General features: G+C 60.2%; 21 protein-coding genes and 1 pseudogene. 3 read left to right on the top strand and 19 right to left on the bottom strand.

What is annotated here, in order from left to right:
• Positions 1–125: 125 nt before the first annotated feature.
• A complete protein-coding gene (locus AAAX59_RS02455) occupies positions 126–1,520 on the bottom strand; it encodes a solute carrier family 23 protein (protein ID WP_089572468.1) in 1,395 nt (464 codons plus the stop codon).
• A gap of 352 nt (positions 1,521–1,872) precedes the next feature.
• Between AAAX59_RS02455 and AAAX59_RS02450 the strand changes: the two genes are divergently transcribed.
• Positions 1,873–2,529: a PAS domain-containing protein gene (locus AAAX59_RS02450; RefSeq protein ID WP_349070377.1), complete on the top strand. Its 657-nt coding sequence runs from the start codon at positions 1,873–1,875 to the stop codon at positions 2,527–2,529.
• A gap of 112 nt (positions 2,530–2,641) precedes the next feature.
• Here the strand turns inward: AAAX59_RS02450 and AAAX59_RS02445 are convergent, their stop codons facing one another.
• Positions 2,642–3,019, bottom strand: coding sequence for a RidA family protein (locus AAAX59_RS02445; protein WP_195232293.1), 378 nt, complete (start codon positions 3,017–3,019; stop codon positions 2,642–2,644).
• Positions 3,020–3,319: 300 nt separating this feature from the next.
• Between AAAX59_RS02445 and AAAX59_RS02440 the strand changes: the two genes are divergently transcribed.
• Both AAAX59_RS02440 and AAAX59_RS02435 read left to right on the top strand, forming a co-directional pair.
• Positions 3,320–5,812, top strand: a complete 2,493-nt coding sequence (locus tag AAAX59_RS02440) for a U32 family peptidase (RefSeq protein ID WP_195232295.1) — start codon at positions 3,320–3,322, stop codon at positions 5,810–5,812.
• 15 nt (positions 5,813–5,827) lie between these two features.
• Positions 5,828–6,487: an RluA family pseudouridine synthase gene (locus tag AAAX59_RS02435; protein ID WP_227789749.1), complete on the top strand. Its 660-nt coding sequence runs from the start codon at positions 5,828–5,830 to the stop codon at positions 6,485–6,487.
• Between the two features lie 60 nt (positions 6,488–6,547).
• Here the strand turns inward: AAAX59_RS02435 and AAAX59_RS02430 are convergent, their stop codons facing one another.
• The 17 genes and pseudogenes from AAAX59_RS02430 to AAAX59_RS02350 all read right to left on the bottom strand — a co-directional run bounded on the left by AAAX59_RS02430 (position 6,548) and on the right by AAAX59_RS02350 (position 18,133).
• Positions 6,548–7,294, bottom strand: coding sequence for a DeoR/GlpR family DNA-binding transcription regulator (locus tag AAAX59_RS02430; protein WP_349070376.1), 747 nt, complete (start codon positions 7,292–7,294; stop codon positions 6,548–6,550).
• Between the two features lie 3 nt (positions 7,295–7,297).
• The gene (locus AAAX59_RS02425; protein ID WP_349070375.1) at positions 7,298–8,374 is read right to left on the bottom strand and encodes a Gfo/Idh/MocA family oxidoreductase; all 1,077 of its coding nucleotides are present in this window, start codon (positions 8,372–8,374) and stop codon (positions 7,298–7,300) included.
• Positions 8,375–8,704: 330 nt separating this feature from the next.
• The gene (rplX, locus tag AAAX59_RS02420; protein ID WP_349070374.1) at positions 8,705–9,010 is read right to left on the bottom strand and encodes a 50S ribosomal protein L24; all 306 of its coding nucleotides are present in this window, start codon (positions 9,008–9,010) and stop codon (positions 8,705–8,707) included.
• 13 nt (positions 9,011–9,023) lie between these two features.
• Positions 9,024–9,392, bottom strand: a complete 369-nt coding sequence (gene rplN / locus AAAX59_RS02415; protein WP_006235041.1) for a 50S ribosomal protein L14 — start codon at positions 9,390–9,392, stop codon at positions 9,024–9,026.
• Between the two features lie 118 nt (positions 9,393–9,510).
• Positions 9,511–9,771 (bottom strand): 30S ribosomal protein S17, encoded by a 261-nt coding sequence (gene rpsQ / locus AAAX59_RS02410; RefSeq protein ID WP_006235040.1) that lies wholly within the window; start codon positions 9,769–9,771, stop codon positions 9,511–9,513.
• Between the two features lie 16 nt (positions 9,772–9,787).
• On the bottom strand, positions 9,788–10,003 hold the full coding sequence (rpmC, locus tag AAAX59_RS02405) for a 50S ribosomal protein L29 (RefSeq protein ID WP_006235039.1): 216 nt from the start codon (positions 10,001–10,003) through the stop codon (positions 9,788–9,790).
• A gap of 107 nt (positions 10,004–10,110) precedes the next feature.
• Positions 10,111–10,506, bottom strand: a pseudogene (gene rplP / locus AAAX59_RS02400) (50S ribosomal protein L16); the annotation flags it as partial.
• Complete coding sequence (rpsC, locus tag AAAX59_RS02395) at positions 10,506–11,216, bottom strand: 30S ribosomal protein S3 (protein WP_006235037.1); 711 nt, start codon at positions 11,214–11,216, stop codon at positions 10,506–10,508. The pseudogene rplP and the gene rpsC, both read right to left, overlap by 1 nt.
• Before the next feature lie 6 nt (positions 11,217–11,222).
• The gene (gene rplV / locus AAAX59_RS02390) at positions 11,223–11,594 is read right to left on the bottom strand and encodes a 50S ribosomal protein L22 (RefSeq protein ID WP_006235036.1); all 372 of its coding nucleotides are present in this window, start codon (positions 11,592–11,594) and stop codon (positions 11,223–11,225) included.
• A 14-nt stretch (positions 11,595–11,608) separates the two neighbouring features.
• On the bottom strand, positions 11,609–11,869 hold the full coding sequence (rpsS, locus tag AAAX59_RS02385; RefSeq protein ID WP_006235035.1) for a 30S ribosomal protein S19: 261 nt from the start codon (positions 11,867–11,869) through the stop codon (positions 11,609–11,611).
• Positions 11,870–11,901: 32 nt separating this feature from the next.
• Positions 11,902–12,732 (bottom strand): 50S ribosomal protein L2, encoded by an 831-nt coding sequence (gene rplB, locus AAAX59_RS02380; protein WP_022094198.1) that lies wholly within the window; start codon positions 12,730–12,732, stop codon positions 11,902–11,904.
• A gap of 179 nt (positions 12,733–12,911) precedes the next feature.
• Positions 12,912–13,199 (bottom strand): 50S ribosomal protein L23, encoded by a 288-nt coding sequence (gene rplW, locus AAAX59_RS02375; RefSeq protein WP_022094197.1) that lies wholly within the window; start codon positions 13,197–13,199, stop codon positions 12,912–12,914.
• A complete protein-coding gene (gene rplD, locus AAAX59_RS02370; protein WP_006235032.1) occupies positions 13,200–13,826 on the bottom strand; it encodes a 50S ribosomal protein L4 in 627 nt (208 codons plus the stop codon). It abuts the gene before it with no gap.
• A 46-nt stretch (positions 13,827–13,872) separates the two neighbouring features.
• Positions 13,873–14,493, bottom strand: coding sequence for a 50S ribosomal protein L3 (gene rplC / locus AAAX59_RS02365; RefSeq protein WP_035137484.1), 621 nt, complete (start codon positions 14,491–14,493; stop codon positions 13,873–13,875).
• A 454-nt stretch (positions 14,494–14,947) separates the two neighbouring features.
• Positions 14,948–15,574, bottom strand: coding sequence for a histidine phosphatase family protein (locus AAAX59_RS02360; RefSeq protein WP_349070373.1), 627 nt, complete (start codon positions 15,572–15,574; stop codon positions 14,948–14,950).
• 39 nt (positions 15,575–15,613) lie between these two features.
• Positions 15,614–16,768 (bottom strand): cation diffusion facilitator family transporter, encoded by a 1,155-nt coding sequence (locus AAAX59_RS02355; protein ID WP_349070372.1) that lies wholly within the window; start codon positions 16,766–16,768, stop codon positions 15,614–15,616.
• A gap of 150 nt (positions 16,769–16,918) precedes the next feature.
• Entirely contained in the window at positions 16,919–18,133 is a 1,215-nt protein-coding gene (locus AAAX59_RS02350; RefSeq protein ID WP_349070371.1) for a hypothetical protein, read from the bottom strand.
• Positions 18,134–18,139 lie beyond the last annotated feature (6 nt).

The raw sequence follows: 18,139 nt of genomic DNA, 5'->3' as shown, positions 1-18,139 counted from the left end.
CACCGGAAACGGGCCCTCTCCCGTCAACGCTTCACCAAAGGGACAAGCCCTTTGAAGTGCGGCTTGGCGCCGCATGGCGCCGGCGGACGAGGCGATGCGTCCGCCGGCGAATAGCACCGAATTGGTTACTTCTTGCTCTCGGGCAGGACCAGATCCACAGCGGCATCCTTGGCGGCATCGATGTGCTGAGCCACGACCGGCGTCTGCGGAAGGATCAGGTTAAGGACAATGGCCATGATGGCGGTGGGGGTCACGGCGTTGGAGCCGATGACGGTGGACACCCAGGCGGGCATGCCCTCGCCGGCGAGGCAGCCGCTGGCCATCCAAATACCCAGGCCAAAGACGACCGAGGTGCCGACGATGGTGGTGGTGCGCTGCGTGAGGCCCTCGCGGGTGAACATGCGCACACCGTTCATGGTGATGGTGCCAAAGACGCCGACGGTCGCGCCGCCGATGACAGGCTGCGGGATGGCGGAGAGCACGGCAGAGAGCTGCGGGAACAGACCGGCGATGGCAAAGACGGCCGCGATGATCACAAAGACCCACTTGTTGACGACCTTGTTGGAGCAGATGATGCCCACGTTCTGGCCAAGGGCGCTGGTGGGAAGACCGCCCAGCAGGCCGCCGACCATAGAGGTGAGGCCCTGGGACACAATAGCGCCGGAGAGCTCGCGCTCGGTGGGCATACGGTCGATGGAGCCCAGGCAGGCGGCGGAAACGTCACCGATAACCTGGATGGCGACCATGGGGAACACGACAGCGAGGGTAATGCAGACCTCGGGATCAAACTCGAGCGCGTAGGGCATGAGCTTGGGAAGGGCGAAGACCTGAGCGGTGGCGACGCTGGAGAAGTCGATCATGCCAAAGGGAATCGAAACGATCATGCCAACGATCATGCCAAAGAACACGGATCCCAGCTTGAGCGTGCCCTTGCCAAAGTTGGCGAGCGCAAAGACCACGGCGAAGGTGATAAGAGCGACGCACCAGGCCTGCGGGGTGCCCCACAGCGGCGTACCCATACCGCCGGCCATATACTTGACAGCCGTGGGATAGAGAGAGACGCCAATGGAGAAGATGACCGTACCGGTCACGACGGGCGGGAATAGCCACTTAATCTTGCTGTAAGCCAGACCAAAGAGGACCGCGACGGCGCCGCCGACGATCTCGCCGCCCAGCAGCGCACCAAAGCTAAAGCCCGAGGCACCCATGGCCTGGAGGGCCGGGAGGAACGCGAACGAAACGCCCATGACGATGGGCAGGCCGCCGCCGATGCGACGGAAGGGAGCGAAGGCCTGAAGGGCCGTGTCGATTGCCGAAAGAATGAGCGCGACCTGGATGATGTCGGTGCTCTGCTGGCTATTAAAGCCGTAGACGCCGGCCATGATGACAGCCGGGGTGATGATACCGGCAAACGAAGCCAGTACGTGCTGAAGGGCACACGGGATCATTTCCTTAACGGGAGGCATGCCTTCACGAGTGAACAGGGCTTCAGTGCCGTTCTTAACCGTCTCCTGGGTCATTTGACCACCAATCCTCGAAATAGTTGTTTTCGCATCTAACGCTCTATTGTGACGCAGTGCGGGGTTGAGGTTGTGCCTTCGTTGCATATCGTATTAAAGATGATTCTCATTCTCAATAATAATTTTTTGTTATCAGACTATTCTTGAGCTGAGACAATGCATTTCCGCAGGTCAAGAAAGTGTCTGGTCAAAATAACATCTAACTATTCTTTTGGTCGACCGTTTACCGCCAAATTCCTACCGTTCGTCTGTATTACGCAATGTACCTGCGAATATGCGAGATGAGGAATGGCGTGTTACCATGAGAAAAAATTGTTATGAACATTTTCGATTTCACCCCAAGGAGTTGCCCGTGAACGAGACCGTACGTCGCTTTTTGCCGATGGTCGATTTCCTGGAGCAGGTACTCGGTAAGAACAGCGAAATCGTGCTGCACGATTTCTCAGATCCCGACCACGCCATCGTCGATATTCGCAACGGCATCGTGAGCGGCCGCAAGGTCGGCGGTCCCGCCACCGATCTGGCACTCAAGATCATGCACGACGCCAAGTATCGCGACCTGCCGTTTATTACGGGCTACGAGGGGCGCGGTGCCGGTGGCAAGACGTTGGAGTCAGCGACGTACTTTATCCGCGAGAATGACGAGATCGTCGGCATGCTCTGCGTCAACACCGATCTTTCCACGGTACGCTCTATCAACGCCATAGCTCAGCAGCTCATGGCTTGCTTCGACGCTGCGCCTAGGCAGGCGGAGCCCGCGTCTATCGAGGTCGAAAGTCTTTCGGAGTCTACACAGGAGCTCATCGACCGCAGCATTGCCGAGTTGCTGAGCGCGCGCGGGCTGGATGTGGCGTCGCTTGGTCAGAGCGACCGCGTGGACGTGATTCGCCACCTTAACGGCAATGGCGTATTTATGCTCAAGGGCGCTGTTGCCTGCGCTGCCACCGCGCTGGGCATCTCGGAGCCCAGCGTCTACCGCTACCTGCAAAAAGTTCGCAAGGAGGGCTAACGAGCAAAATGGAGCGCGGCTCCACAAGCGATCCGTCACTTAACAAAAGACCCTGCAGCTCGCACGCGCTGCAGGGTCTTTTTGCATGTCATGTTTAGTTGTTGCCAACGCCTTAGAGAGCGGCGACGACCTCGATCTCGACCAGACCGCCAGCCGGAAGGGCGGCAACCTGGAAAGCGCTGCGCGCGGGGAACGGGGCCTCGAACTTGGAGGCGTAGATCTCGTTCACGGCAGCGAAGTCGGCAATGTCGGCCAGGTAGACCGTGGTCTTGACGACATCGGCAAACGTAGCGCCGGCGGCAGTCAGCAGGGCCTCGACGTTAGCAAGGGACTGCTTGGCCTGGGCCTCGACGCCCTCGGGCATCTTGCCAGTTGTGGGGTCGATGCCCAGCTGGCCGGACAGGAACACCATGTTGCCGGTCTGGATACCGGGGGAATACGGTCCGATGGCTGCGGGTGCGTTATCGGAAGACACGACGGTCTTGCTCATGTTTTTCTCCTTACGATCAGATAGAGAGCGTGAGCGCGGCGTTCGCACCGGGAGGCACAATTCGGTCTGAACACCGCGCTTGATTTGGGATAGTACTCAAGGTTTCTGTTTGATGCAAGAATATTATCAGCTGGAGAGAATATTTTATCGCCCAACGGCGCCCGTTGGCAGCTGAACGGTTCTCCACGGGGTCAGCCAGCCTAAGCTGCTGAAGACTTTATCCCGCTTGGAGCACGGGCATCGCCTGCCGCAACGGCACCACTATACTTTTGAATATCTGAGCATTTTGAAAGGCAGGATATGACCGCAACCGCCAGTCGAACCACCAACCGCAGACCCGAGCTTTTGGCGCCCGCCGGAGGGCCCGAGCCCTTTGCCGCCGCGCTCGCTGCCGGGGCAGACGCCATCTACTGCGGCATGGGCAGCTTCAACGCCCGCCGCAAGGCAACCAACTTTACCGACGAGGCCTTTGAGCAAGCCTGCCGCGCCGCGCATCTAGCCGGGTCGCGCGTCTACGTCACGGTAAACATCGTCATCAAGCAGTCTGAGATGGGCGATGCGCTGCAACTCATCCATCGCTGCTCCACGCTGGGCGCCGACGCCTTCATTATCCAGGACTGGGGTCTGTTCTTTGAGGTCAAGCGCACCATGCCCGGCATCGAGACACACATCTCGACCCAGGCGAACATCCACGACGACCGCGGAACCCTTTGGTGCCGTGAGCAGGGCGCCGACCGCGTGACTCTCTCGCGCGAGCTCTCCATCGACGAGATCGCCGCCATTCACAACGCCGCGCCCGATGTGGACCTTGAGGTCTTTAGCCACGGTGCCATCTGCTTTTGCTACTCGGGTCTGTGCCTGCTGTCGAGCTTTGCCATGGCTGGCCGCTCGGCCAACCGCGGCATGTGCGCCCAGCCCTGCCGCCTACCCTACAAGCTAATTGACGAGAACGGCCGCTCGCTCTCCCCTGCCGGACGCGAGCGCGCGCTGTGCCCGCGCGACACCAACACTTCGCAGCTTGTTCGCCGTCTGTATGACGCCGGCGCCGCATCGCTCAAGCTCGAGGGCCGCATGAAGGCCCCCGATTACGTGTATTCCATCGTCGACGTGTATCGTCATCAGATTGATGACATGCTGGCCGATGTTTCGACCTCTAAGGATGAGGATGCGGCCCGCCAGCGACAGCTCAAGCGCTGCTTTAACCGCGACTTTACGCACGCCTACCAAGACGGTACCTCGGGTGACGAGATGATGAGCTACGAGCGCTCCAACAACCGCGGCCAGATCGTGGGCACGGTGCTGGGCAGCCGCCCGGCCAACCGCGATGTGCGCGGCCTCAAGCCCGACGACCGCCGTCGGCGCGCCGCCATCGCCCGCATTGAGTTGTTTGAGCCCGTGGGCAAGGGCGACCTGCTGGAGCTTCGCCACGATAACGAGTTTGACCAGTTCCTGACCACCATTGCCGCCGATGATGCCGCCGCCGGTGACATCATCGAGTGCCGCGTGCCTCGCAGCATGCCCGAGGGCTGCCGCGTGCGCGTGATTCGAAGCCAGCGCGCCATTGACGCTGCCGGCGCCGCGCTCAAGCGCGATGTGCTGCGCCGCCGCGCCGTTGATGTAACCGTTGTGGCGCGTTTGGGCGAACCGTTTGCCGTCACGCTTACTTGCTGCGACGCCCCTTCGCTTACGGCCACGGCCACGGGCTTTACCGTCGAGGCCGCCAAGACCCGCGCGGTCGAGGCGTCCGATCTGGTAGAGCATGTGGGCCGCATGGGGTCCTCGCCCTTTGAGTCCGCGAGCTTTGATGTGGCGCTCGATAAGGGCTGCGGCATGGGCTTCTCCGCTGTGCACAAGGTGCGCGCCGCCGCCTGCAAGGCGCTGGAGGAGGCCATTCTGGCACCGTATGACGAGCGTGCCCGCACGCTCGAGCTGCCGGTGCTCGACAAATGTACGCGGCCCATGCCCGAGCACTACCGCGACGAGCCGCAGATCTGCGCCACCGTCACCTCGCTCGAGGCCGCCGAGGCAGCGCGAGCGGAGGGTGCAACGCGCATCTACATGACCACCGACGCGCTCGATGCGGCCGAGCTCTCCCCCGCCGATGCGTTTGAGCAGGGCATCGTGCCCGTGCTCGACGAGGTCTGCCGTGCCGTTGACCACGAGCGCGTCGACCCGTGGGTTGTTGCCGGCGCCACGGTCGCTATTGGCAACATCTCTGAGCTTGCCCTGGCCGCCCAGGTTGGCGCCACGGCCGAGATTCGCTCTTGCCTGCCGGTGCACAACACGCCCTGCATGGAGGCGCTTGCCGAGCGCGGGGCCGGTGCGTTTTGGCTCTCGCCCGAGATCACGCTCGACGAGATTGTCTCGTTCGGCGCCGCCGCGCCCGCGACTCTGGGCATCACCGTCTTTGGCCGCCCACGCGTCATGACAAGCGAGCATTGCATTCTGCAGGTTGCCAACGGCTGCATCCACGATTGCGCCAACTGCCGCCTGCGTGCCCGCAAGCTCTCGCTCAAGAATATCGACGGCAAGGTCATGCCCGTACGCACCGACATCCATGGCCGCTCTCGCTTGTACGATGCTTACCCCATCGACCTCACGCCGCAGGTACCGCAGTTGCTCGACGCCGGCGTCCGTCGTCTTATGGTCGACGGAACCTTGCTCGAGGCCGATGAGATTGGCCGTGCCGTCGCTCGCGTCCGTCGCGCCGTCGAGGCGGCTCAAGCCGGCCGCAAGCCCGCCGCCCGCCTGCGCGGCGCCACCTCGGGCTGCATGTTTGTGGGAATTAGCTAATCGAAAGGCTTACACGTGAACGAAGAACCTCAAGTCCTCTACTGCGACGCCTGGCTCATGGCTATCGATAAGCCTGCCGGCATGATCGTCCACGGTGACGGCACCGGCGAGCGCACACTTACCGACTACGCCAGCGACCTGCTGCTGGCGATGGGCGACGGCTTTGCCGCGACCGACATGCAACCGCTCAACCGCTTGGACCGCGACACCACCGGCGTGGTGTTGTTCTCGCTCGACAAGCGGACGCAGCCCGCTTTTGACCAGATGGTCATCGACCACGCATTCGAAAAGCACTATCTGGCGCTCGCCGAGGGCAAGATCGACTGGAACGAAAAGCTCATCGACAAGCCCATCGCCCGCGACCGCCACGACAGCCGCAAGATGCGCGTCGGTGCCAGCGGCAAGCCGTCTCAGACGCGCGTCAAGGTACTCAAGCGCCTTAAGAGCCGCCGAGGCCTGCCCGCGCGTTCGTATATCGATGTTGAGCTGCTCACCGGCCGCAAGCATCAGATTCGCGTGCACCTGGCCAGCGAGCGTCACCCCCTGGTTGGCGACGACCTGTACGGAACGCCGCGCCCCTGCGGCCTGATGCTCCACGCCCACAGCGTGTCCTTCACGCATCCCGTAACCGGCGAGCACATCCACATCGAAGCCCCCTGCCCCTGGGAGCCCTAAACCACCACAATGGGGACAGGCACCTTCGCGGTGGTTTTGGCCTTAGCCCGTCCCCTGCTGCTAGACCGTGATGACGTTGTCCATTGCCCGGTACTTGGCGGGGACCTCGCCTGCGGTAATAATCGTTGCGTCGCGGAAGTCCGCGAACTTGACGGGCGCCACCATGCCAAATTTACTGGCGTCCGAGATTACGAAGCGTTTGGCGGTATGGCGCATCGAGATACGCTTGACCTGTGCTTCCTCGATATCCGGTGTGGTGAGACCTTGCTCGGCCGCGATGCCGTTGGATCCCCAAAAGCCGCAGTTGAAGTTATAGCGGTCCAGGGTTGCCAAGGCATCGGGGCCAACGAGCGCCTCGGTCTCGGGTTTGAGCTCGCCGCCCAGCACCACGGTACGCATGCCGCGCAAAGCAAGGTGCTGAGCATGGAGCACGGAATCAGTCACATAGGTGACCGATTCGAGATGCGGAAGATGCTCGATGAGTCTGAGCGTTGTCGAACCCGAATCGATGTACACAAAGCTCTCGGGCTCCACGAGCGCCGCGGCGCGGGCGCAGATACGCTCCTTGTCGTCGTTATGGAGATCACTGCGCTCACTGATCGTTAGGTCGCGCGTCACGTGCGCGCGCTCAAGACTTGTCGCGCCACCGTGCACCTTGGCGATGCGGTGCGCTCGGTCGAGCGTGTGTAGGTCGCGTCGAATGGTAGAGGCCGTCACGCCCAGGGCATCGGCAAGCTCGGGCACCGTTACCGAGCCAGCCTGCTGCACCATCGACACGATCGTATTGAGCCTATCTTCCGCAAGCATCGCTTACTCCTCCTCGGGGTAGACGACTCCCCAATCGGCGCGGAGCTTGGTCATGAGCTCCATCACATCAGAAGCATAATCCAGAAGCTCACGCTTGGAATCGTCGCCGGCGACGGCCTGCTCGAGGTCAGCCATCTCGTAGCACAGGGCATAAGCCTCGGTGCCCGCGGCGACCTCCTCGCGATGACCGTCCGCGGTCCACACGATCGTCGCGTGATCGGCGCGCGGATACTCGTTGACCTCGACATAGCAATTGTCAAAGCTGATAACCGAGCGCTTTGGCTGCTTGGAGTGGAGCGTAAGGCTCACGACGCCCAGCTGCTGCTCGGCATTGCGGCAGACGATGCCGCCTGCAACGTCCACGCCGGTCTCGCAGGTGTTACCCAGAGACACGACCTCGACGGGCTGGCTCGCCATAAACAGGCGCATGACGGACAGGGCGTATACGCCAATATCGAGCATGGCACCGCCGGCGAGGTTGCGATTGTAGAAACGGTTGGTCAGGTCGCCGTACTCCTTGTAGCTACCAAAGTTGAGCTGAGCGAGGTTCATGCGGCCAAACTCGCCGGCATCCATGCGGCGGCGCAGCTCTTGATACAAGGGCATGTGGAGCACCGTGGTAGCGTCCATAAGGACCACGTTGTGTTCGGCGGCAATGGCGCGGGCCTCATCGAGCTCGGCGGAGTTGAGCGTGATGGCCTTCTCGCAGAGAACGTGCTTGCCGGCCGCCAGGGCGGCGCGCAGATAGGTGATATGGGTGTTGTGCGGGGTGGTGATGTAGACGGCGTCGATGTCAGGATCGGCGTAGAGATCCTCAACCGTGTCATAGACCTTCTCGACGCCGTACTGGTCGGCAAAAGTCTGAGCCTTGGTGAGCGTGCGGTTGGCAACGCCCGTAAGCTTGCGGCCGGCCAGGGCAAGGGACTGAGCCATCTGGTTGGCAATAACGCCGCAACCGATCACAGCCCAACGGAGCTCGGGAGCCGTAAAGATGTCGTTAGGGAACGGCTTGTCCTGGACCGAAGCAAATGCTTTGGCGGCTGCCGCGGCGTCGAGTGGAGCCTGCTTGGAATCTGCCATTATGTGTCTCCTGTGTCATAGAACGTCTTGCATTTCTGACAGCTCTATATTCGCACAAACACGCGCGTCTGTGCGCGTTTTTGCGTATCTCACCGCTAAACGGTCATTATTGCCCCGTAAACGGCGCATATATACGCATAGGTGCGTAATTAAACGCAATCTAACGCGCATAAACGCGCACACAAGCAATTTATACAGCACGACCCGCTCATTTATGCTTACCCAGTTAGGGTACTCATTTAAGTCTGTCCCCAATGAGTAGGAATAGAAAAAGGCCCGGGTGCCGTGGGGCATCCGGGCCTTTGCTAGCAACTTGATGTTGCGGGCAGCTTAGAACTTGTGGCCGCACTTCTTGCAGACGCGCAGCTTGTTCTTGCCGTCCTTCTCGTGACCGACGCGGGTAACCTGACCGCACTCGGGGCAAACGAGATTGACGTTGGAGGCGTCGATGGGAGCCTCCTGCGAAACGATGCCGCCCTGCTGGTTGGCAGCGTTGGGCTTGACGGCCTTCTTGACGACCGAAACGCCCTCGACAACGACCTTGTTCTCGGCGGGGAGAGCACGCAGGACAACGCCCTGCTTGCCGCGATCCTTACCAGAGAGAACCTGGACCTTATCGCCCTTCTTGATATACATATATCTCCCCTAACTACAGGGTCTCGGGAGCGAGCGAGACGATCTTCATGTACTTCTTGTCACGAAGCTCGCGAGCGACAGGCCCGAAGATACGGGTGCCGACGGGCGAACCATCGTTGTTGATGACAACGCAGGCGTTCTCATCAAAGCGAATGTAGGAGCCATCCTTGCGGCGGATCTCCTTAACGGTGCGAACGACGACGCAACGGACAACGTCCTTCTTCTTGACGTTGGCGCCAGGGGTAGCCTCCTGGACAGCACCGATGAACACATCGCCGATGCCTGCATAACGACGCTTGGAACCGCCAAGCACCTTGATGCAGCGAATCTTGCGAGCGCCGGAGTTGTCGGCGACGTTCAGCATGGTTTGCATCTGAATCATGGTAGATGTTCCTCCGAACTAAGAACCGAAGAGAGGTGCGCAGCCTTTATGCGGCTCGTGGTATGCAAACCAGGCATACGCACATCTTCGGAAACGTACAAGTCGTAAGAGCGACTGCTTATTTAGCGCGCTCGACGACCTCGATGAGGCGCCAACGCTTCATCTTGGACATAGGACGGGTCTCCATAACGCGGACGGTGTCGCCCACGCCAGCCGTGCACTCCTCGTCGTGAGCGTGCAGCTTCTTGGAGCTGGTCATCATCTTGCCGTACTTGGGGTGACGCTTGCGCTCGGTGATGGTGACAACAATGGTCTTGGCACCGGAGACGGAGGTAACGACACCCGTACGGACCTTACGCGAGTTACGCGAATCAGTCATGTTCTCTCCTTAGGTCCTACTCGGCGACAGCGGACTTCTCCGCTGCGATCTCGCGGGCGCGCTGCTCCGTGAGGACGCGAGCGATGTCCTTCTTCACGGTGTTGACGCGAGCGGTGTTGTCCAGCTGGCTGGTGGCCATCTGGAAACGAAGGTTAAAGAGCTCGGCGCGCATTTCCTTCAGCTTCTCAACGAGCTGAGCGTCCGAGAGCTCACGAATCTCTGCGGGCTTCATTAGTTCTCCTCCTTGGCGGCGGCGGCGTCCTCAGCAGCCCACTTGGCCTCGAGAGCGGCCTCCTCAGCCATCTCCTTCTCGATGCGCTGCTCAGCGTTCTTGGCAGCAACAATCTTGGTCTTGATGGGGAGCTTGTGCTGCGCAAGACGCAGAGCCTCGCGAGCGACCTCCTCGGGAACACCCTTGACCTCGAACATGATGCGGCCGGGCTTGACGACGGCCACCCACTCCTCGGGGTTACCCTTACCAGAACCCATGCGAGTCTCGGCAGGCTTCTTGGTGATGGGCTTATCGGGGAAGATCGTGATGTAGACACGACCGCCACGCTTCATGTAGCGGGTCATGGCAATACGAGCGGCCTCGATCTGACGGTTGGTGATCCAATGGGCCTCGAGAGCCTGGATACCAAACTCGCCGAAATGCAGCTCGGTATTACCCTTGGCCTGGCCCTTCATGGAGCCACGCTGCACCTTGCGGTGAAGAATACGCTTAGGGGCAAGCACTACTGACCCCTCCTCTCGGAGTTACGACGACGAGGACGGGAAGAGCCCTCGAGTGCAGGGTTGGGAACAGGCTGGCCCGGGAGCTTCTCGCCCAGGTAGATCCAGACCTTCACGCCGCAAGCACCCATGGTAGTGCTGGCGACAGCCGTGCCGTAGTCGATCTTGGCACGGAGGGTGTGCAGAGGCACGCGACCCTCACGGTACCACTCACGACGGCCCATCTCGGCACCGCCGAGACGACCGGAGCACTGGATACGGATGCCCTTAGCGCCGGCCTTGCGGGCGGACTGGACAGCCTTGCGCATAGCGCGACGGAAGGCAACGCGGCCCTCGAGCTGCTCGGCGATAGACTGAGCAACGAGGTTGGCGTCGAGCTCGGGGCGCTTGATCTCGACAACGTCGACGGAGAGCTGGCCCTTGGAGACGCCAGCGACCTTCTCAAGCTCGGTGCGGAGGGTATCGATCTCGGCACCCTTCTTACCGATGACAACGCCGGGGCGAGCGGTGAGGATAATGACCTTCACCTTGTCGCCAGCGCGCTCGATCTCGACGCGGGAGACAGCTGCGCGGGAAAGACGCTTCTCGAGGTACTTGCGGATCTCGAGATCGTTACCGAGGGTCTTAGCGTAATCCTTCTCTGCGAACCAGCGGGAGCGCCAGTTCTCGGTGATGCCAAGACGGAAGCCGGTGGGGTAGACTTTCTGACCCATACAGCTTTACGCCTCCTTTCGAGGAGCAACGACGACGGTGATGTGGGAAGTACGCTTCAGAATGCGAGAAGCGGAACCCTTGGCGCGGGGACGGATGCGCTTAAGCGTCGGACCCTCGTCAACATAGGCAGCGGCGACAACCAGGTTGTCGGCACGCAGACCGTTGTTGTTCTCGGCGTTCGCAACGGCGGAACGGAGAACCTTCTCGACATCCACGGCGACGGCGCGGTCGCAGAAGTGGAGGATGTCGAAGGCCTGAGCGACAGGCTTGCGGCGGATCAGATCGACCACCAGGCGGGCCTTGCTGGGGGAAACACGCACGTACTTAGCGACGGCGCGAACCTCGGTGGCCTCAGTTTCAATAGACTTAGTTGCCATTTACGGTTAACCCCCTATTTGGCCTTGTGGCCACGGAACGTACGAGTCGGCGCGAACTCGCCGAGCTTGTGACCAACCATGGACTCGGTAACATACACGGGCACATGCTTGCGGCCGTCGTGGACAGCGATGGTGTGACCAACCATCTCGGGGAAGATGGTGGACGCGCGGGACCAGGTCTTCACGACGTCCTTCTTGCCAGCCTCGTTCATCGCGGTGATACGCGAGAGAAGGCGAGTCTCCACGAACGGGCCCTTTTTGAGACTTCTGCTCATAAGTGCTTTCTCCTAAAACTCGGTATCCGAAATTACTTCTTACGGCGACGAATGATGTGCTGGTTCGAGACCTTCTTCTTCTTGCGCGTACGAAGGCCCTTCGTCGGCTTACCCCAGGGGGTAACGGAGGGACGACCAGAGGTGTGGTTCTTGCCCTCGCCACCGCCGTGCGGGTGGTCGACAGGGTTCATGACGGTACCGCGGACGGTCGGGCGCACGTTCATGTGACGCTTACGGCCGGCCTTGCCGATGACGATGTTGGAGTGATCGGCGTTGCCGACCTCACCGACGGTGGCGCGGCAGGTAACGAGGATGCGGCGCATCTCGGAGGAAGGCATACGGACGATAGCGTACTTGCCCTCCTTACCCATCAGCTGGCAGGAGTTACCGGCGGAACGGGCGATAGCAGCGCCCTTGCCCGGCTGGAACTCGACGGCGTGGATGAGCGTACCGACGGGGATGTCGGCGAGGGGCAGAGCGTTGCCCGGCTTGATGTCGGCGTCAGAACCGGACATGATGGTCTGACCGACCTCGAGGCCCTTGGGGGCCAGGATGTAGCGCTTCTCACCGTCAGCGTAGTGCAGCAGAGCGATGCGAGCGGAACGGTTCGGATCGTACTCGATCGTGGCAACCTTGGCGGGCACGCCGTCCTTATTGCGCTTGAAGTCGATCACGCGGTAACGACGCTTCACGCCGCCGCCCTGGTGGCGGGTGGTGATGCGGCCGTTGTTGTTACGACCGGCCTTCTTGGGCAGGGGCTCGAGAAGAGACTTCTCGGGCTTGGTGCAGGTGATCTCGGAGAAGTCGGAGATCGTCTGCCAACGCCTACCAGCGGAGGTCGGCTTAAGGTGCTTTACAGCCATTACAATCCCTTTCAATAGGAATCCGTTAGCCATCGCAGACAGGGATTCGAGGTTCTGCCTCGGGTGCGATGACACCGGACGTATACACGGTTCCGGGCGTGTCCATTTTATACGCCCAAAACCTTGAGCTCTCGCCTCCCCTATTTGGGAGGCATGAGCTCACTCAACAGCAGCGAGTCTTAGGCCTGGTTGCCAAAGACCTCGATGGTGTCGCCCTCGGCCAGCGTGACGATGGCCTTCTTCCAAGAACGGGTCTTGCCGGCGACATAGCGCACGCGCTTGGTCTTGGGCTTGACCGTCAGGGTGTTCACGCGAACGACCTTGACGCCGAAGATCTCCTCGACAGCGTCCTTGATCTGATACTTGTTAGCATCCTTGGCGACCTCGAACGTGTACTTGTTCAGCTCCATGCCGGAGAAGGAACGCTCGGACACGATCGGACGGATGATAATCTCGTGGGCGGTCATTTATGCAAGCACCTCCCCGAAGTGAGCGGCGATGTCGGCGGGCATCAGCACGGCGTTATTGTTGACGAGATCGTAGGTGTTGGCCTCGTCGGCAGTGATGATGAACGTCTTGGGAATGTTGCGGAACGACAGGTAGGCGTTGACGTCCTCATCGCGAACGATGATGGTCAGACGCTTGCCCTCAAGGCCGAGAGCCTTGAGCATGGCAACGGCAGCCTTGGTGGAAGGCTTCTCGAAGCCGTAGTCGTCGACGAGCACGAGCTCGCCATCGGCCAGCTTGGCGGACAGCGCGGAGCGCATAGCCAGCTTGACCTCCTTGTTGTTCATACGCTTAGCGTAGGAACGGGGCTTGGGGGCGAAGACAACGCCACCGTGACGCCACTGGGCAGCACGGATGGAACCCTGGCGGGCACGGCCGGTGCCCTTCTGACGCCAAGGCTTCTTGCCGCCACCGGAAACCTCAGAGCGGCCCTTAGCGGACTGGGTGCCCTGACGCCAAGAGGCCATCTGGCACTTGACGATGTGGTGCATAACGTGGATGTTCGGCTCGATGCCGTACACCTCAGCGGCGAGCTCGGCCTCGGCGACCTTCTTGCCCTCGCTGTTCTTTACTTCAAACTTTGCCATTTAAGTGTTCTCCTTGGTATGACGCTGGGCTAAATGGGCTGGGCCCTTAGGCCATACGGATGGCGACGAGACCATTCTTGGCACCCGGGACAGCGCCCTTGACCAAGATGAGGTTCTGCTCGGCATCGATGCGGACAACGGAAAGGTTCTTGACGGTAACGCGCTCGTTACCCATGTGACCGGCCATCTTGACGCCCTTGAGGACGCGCGCAGGATAGGCGCACTGACCGATAGAACCGGGGTGACGCTGGAAGTGAGAACCATGCGTCATAGGACCGCGGCGCTGACCCCAGCGCTTGATGCGACCCTGGAAGCCCTTACCCTTGGAGGTACCGATGACGTCGACCTTCTCGACATCAGCGAAATCAGCGACGGTGACGACCTCGCCGACCTTGTGCTCCTCGCCGTTCTCGACGCGGACCTCACGAAGGAAGCGGACAGGCTCGACGCCAGCCTTGGCGAAGTGACCAGCCATGGGCTTGTTCACGTTCTTGGCCTTGATGTCGCCGAAACCGATCTGGACGGCGTCATAGCCGTCGGTTGCCTGAGTTTTAACCTGCGAGACAGCGCAGGGGCCAGCCTGGATGACCGTGACGGGAACGACGTTGTCGTCCTCGTCCCAAACCTGGGTCATGCCAATCTTGCGGCCGAGAATCATGCTGATCAAGATATGATCCCAACTCTCGCGTGGTCTTGGGACAATGCGTACACCACCGAGCGTACGCCCCTAGAGGACCACTACTTACACGACGTGCTCCCCAGCCTTGTATTTCGCCCGGACTACCTGACAACCCTATTAAGCAGGCATTTTGTCCAGCCAGAATACTCCCCTGGTTTCACACAGCTGTTTAGTATACACGGCTGCGGGCGTATCCATCGAGATTCATATTTCACTCACATTGTTTACGCAGGTAAAGTGCGTGGCACGTTCCCAGTGTGCGGCGGAGGGGGCGGGCCTGAGACATATTAAGGTTGCTGCTCTACAGTCCTGCGCAAGACGGAGAGCACATTAAGTGCTCTCCTTTGCGTGCGGAACTCGCGATGACCTTAATATATTTCTCCGGCCCTCGCCGTGCTCGGGAGACGACACGCTGATGTCTGCTTAACTCTGCTCGCTCAGGCTAATGACTTTGCTGGGGATCGATGATTTGCCGCAAGGTAAACTTGGATTGAGGCGTATCGCCCTCTTCTCCCGACTTTTCCTCATCGAAATCGAAGATCATGATGGCGCAGTTGGGGAGTTTTGTTGGGAGCTCAAAGTCCTCTGGGACGGCAGCCTTGATGAATTGGCGGCTGGCGCTGCCGTGGCTTACTGCTAGAAGGGTTTCGATACCATCGGCGTCCATGATATTGGTGAGGGTGTCTACCATGCGCTCTTGCAGCGCCTGGCTTCCTTCTCCTCCGAATGGGATTAAGTCCTCGCCTGGATCCCAGACGTCGGTGGGTAGCGCGTCGTGCGGGCCCTCTTCGAAGGTGCCGTAGCAGCGCTCGATAATGCCTTCGCAGGGCTCAACGTCAGCGTCTGCGCCGAGAAGCTCGGTTGCGACGAGGCTTGCCGTGGCCATGGCTCGGCCCAAAGGGGAGGAGACCACTTTATCGGGGACGACGCCGTGGGCTTTGAGCCATGCGGCTGCCATCCCGGCTTGCTGACGGCCTAAGTCGGTGAGCGGTGAATCGCAGCGACCCTGGACCAGCTTTTTGACGTTGAACTCCGTCTGACCGTGGCGGAGTAGATACAGTTTCTTCATGCTCTCCCCTTCTGCATCAGTTGCTTTATCGGCGTGGCCTTACTCGTGGGTATGGCCTACGTAGTCTTCGTCGATCGTAATCTTGGCAATCGACTTGGGATATTCCGATTCGACCCGTTGTGCCAGCGCGTGCTTTAAGTCTTCGGCACTCATCTGCAGATCCGAGGGACGCACGCAGTCAAAGATCACGTTGGTGTGCGTAGGACCCGGCACACAGCGTAGGTCATGAATCGAGAGGCGGTTATCGATCTCCTGAGCCATGGCGTGAATGCGCAAGCGCATGCTCGCCACCTTGGGGTCATCGGTCACGATGGGATCGTAGTGAAGCGTGACGATCATGCCGTCTTCGTCCCTAAACGACTGCTCGATGTTATCGAGCGTGTCGTGGCTTTCCAGCGGGCTGGCTTCGGCCGCCATCTCGGCGTGCGCACTTGCAAACTTCCAGCCCGGGCCGTAGTCGTGAACCATCAAATCGTGAACGCCCAAAACGCCGGGATAGCTCATGATCTTGTCTCGAATGTGCTTGACCAGCTTAGGATCGGGTGACTGGCCCAAAAGCGGGCTCACCGTATCCTGGATGAGTTCAAAGCCGCTCCAGCCAATATAAGCGCCAACGGCAAGGCCGACCCATGCATCAAGATTGATGTGCGTCACCTGCGAAACAATTGCGCACGCCAGCACGGCGCCCGTAGCAAGGACATCGTTCTTGGAATCCTGCGCGGTCGCATGCAGCGTCTCGGACTCAATGCGATCGCCGAGCTTTTGGTTGAGGGCCGCCATCCAGAGCTTTACGACCATCGAAAGCACTAGAACTGCCACCAGGGCAAGCGAGAACTCGACAGGTTCGGGGTGGATGACGCGCTCGACCGAGGACTTCACCAGCTCAACGCCAATCAGCAGCACGAGCGCCGCCACGACCAAACCCGAGAGATACTCATAGCGACCGTGGCCGTAAGGATGCTCGGGGTCGGCCGGCTTGCTCGCCAGCTTAAAGCCCAGCACGCTCACGATATTCGAGCTGGCATCGGACAGGTTGTTCATGGCATCCGCCACGATCGAAACCGATCCCGACAGCACGCCAATTGCGCCCTTTGCAGCGCATAGTGCCACATTGGCGAGAATACACACCACGCCCGTCAACGTGCCCACGCGCGCACGGTCGCCCTGCGCACGCTTAACAATCCACTCAACCATCTACATCCGCCCCCACGATGCTATCTATATATCTATTGCTCAAACGGATTGTAGTGTAGCCACTTTGTCCCCCAGATACAAAAAGGCCGCAACCCACATGGGCCACGACCTTGGAATGTGACATGCAGGACTGTCCCTTTGTCGATCGATTTATGCGCTTGCTTCGGCCGCGCTCTTCGAGGTTTCGGGCAAATCGGCTCCGTCTTCTGCCGCCCGCCCCTTCGCCGGCACCACGCCAAAGCAGTAGCTCAGCGCCGCAGACACCGCAAATGCCACACCGCCGGCAGCGCAGCACCACAGCAGGTTCGAGATGCCGCCCGTGGCAAAGCCAATGACCATAAGGACATTCGTCATGCCGATGGTATAGGCCGTAACGTGGCCCACGGCCGCAACAAGGCCTCCGACGGCGCCGCCAATGGCCATGCACGTCAGGCACCTGCCATATTTAAAGCCGCAACCGTACAGCGCCGGCTCGCTTACGCCGCCAAGAACACCCGAGATTGAATAGCCCAGCATGAGCGCCTTCTCGTCCTTATCCGCAACGCGAAGCGACGCGCCAAAGGGCATGCCCCAAACGGCGAACGTTGCCATCGTCGCGGCGATCAGGATGCACGAATCCGTTCCCACACTCATAAACTGCGCATAGGCGAGCGATAGGACAACGTTGCTGACGCCGGCGATCTTTAGGAACTCCCAGCCCGCAGCAAGCCCCATGAGCGTGAGCAGCGACACGATGCCACCGGAATTGCCAAGCATAAACATAAGCTGGCCCAACAGCATGCCCAGATAGCTGCCCGCCGGTGCCGTAATACACAGCGAAACCGGAACCATGACAAGCATGGTCGCAAACGGAACAAACGAAAACGCCACGGCCCTAGGGATAACGCGCTTAAAGAAACACTCCACTCGCCATAGCACAGGCACCGAAAGGAGAACTGGAATAACAGTCGTCGTGTAATCGTTGACCGGCGCGGGAAGCAGACCATACACGGAAGTCATCGATGCCCCCGTCGTCGATGCGGCATCGACGAGCTTGAGCAGATCGGGCGCAATCAATACGCCGCCCAGCATCATACCCAGCTGCTCCGAGCAACCGAGCTGGCGGGCGGCCGCCCAACCAAGATAAATGGGCAAAAAGTAGTAGCCGGCGTTATAGAGCCAACTGTAGAACAGGCGATAGATATCGGAATCGGCAGACCACAGGCCCAGCATGCCTTCGCCCATAATGACAGCGACGGTGCGGAACAACGCCGCGCAGACAATAAACGGCAGCGCTGACATCATGCTTTTGGACAGATAGTCCACCACGGCCATGGCGTTTGATGAAACCGACGTTGTAAACGAGGTGTTAGAAACTTGTGACATGGAACG

The organism is Collinsella sp. CLA-ER-H2 (assembly GCF_040092405.1).
Lineage (GTDB): Bacteria > Actinomycetota > Coriobacteriia > Coriobacteriales > Coriobacteriaceae > Collinsella.
This window is presented reverse-complemented; position numbering and strand designations above follow the sequence as displayed.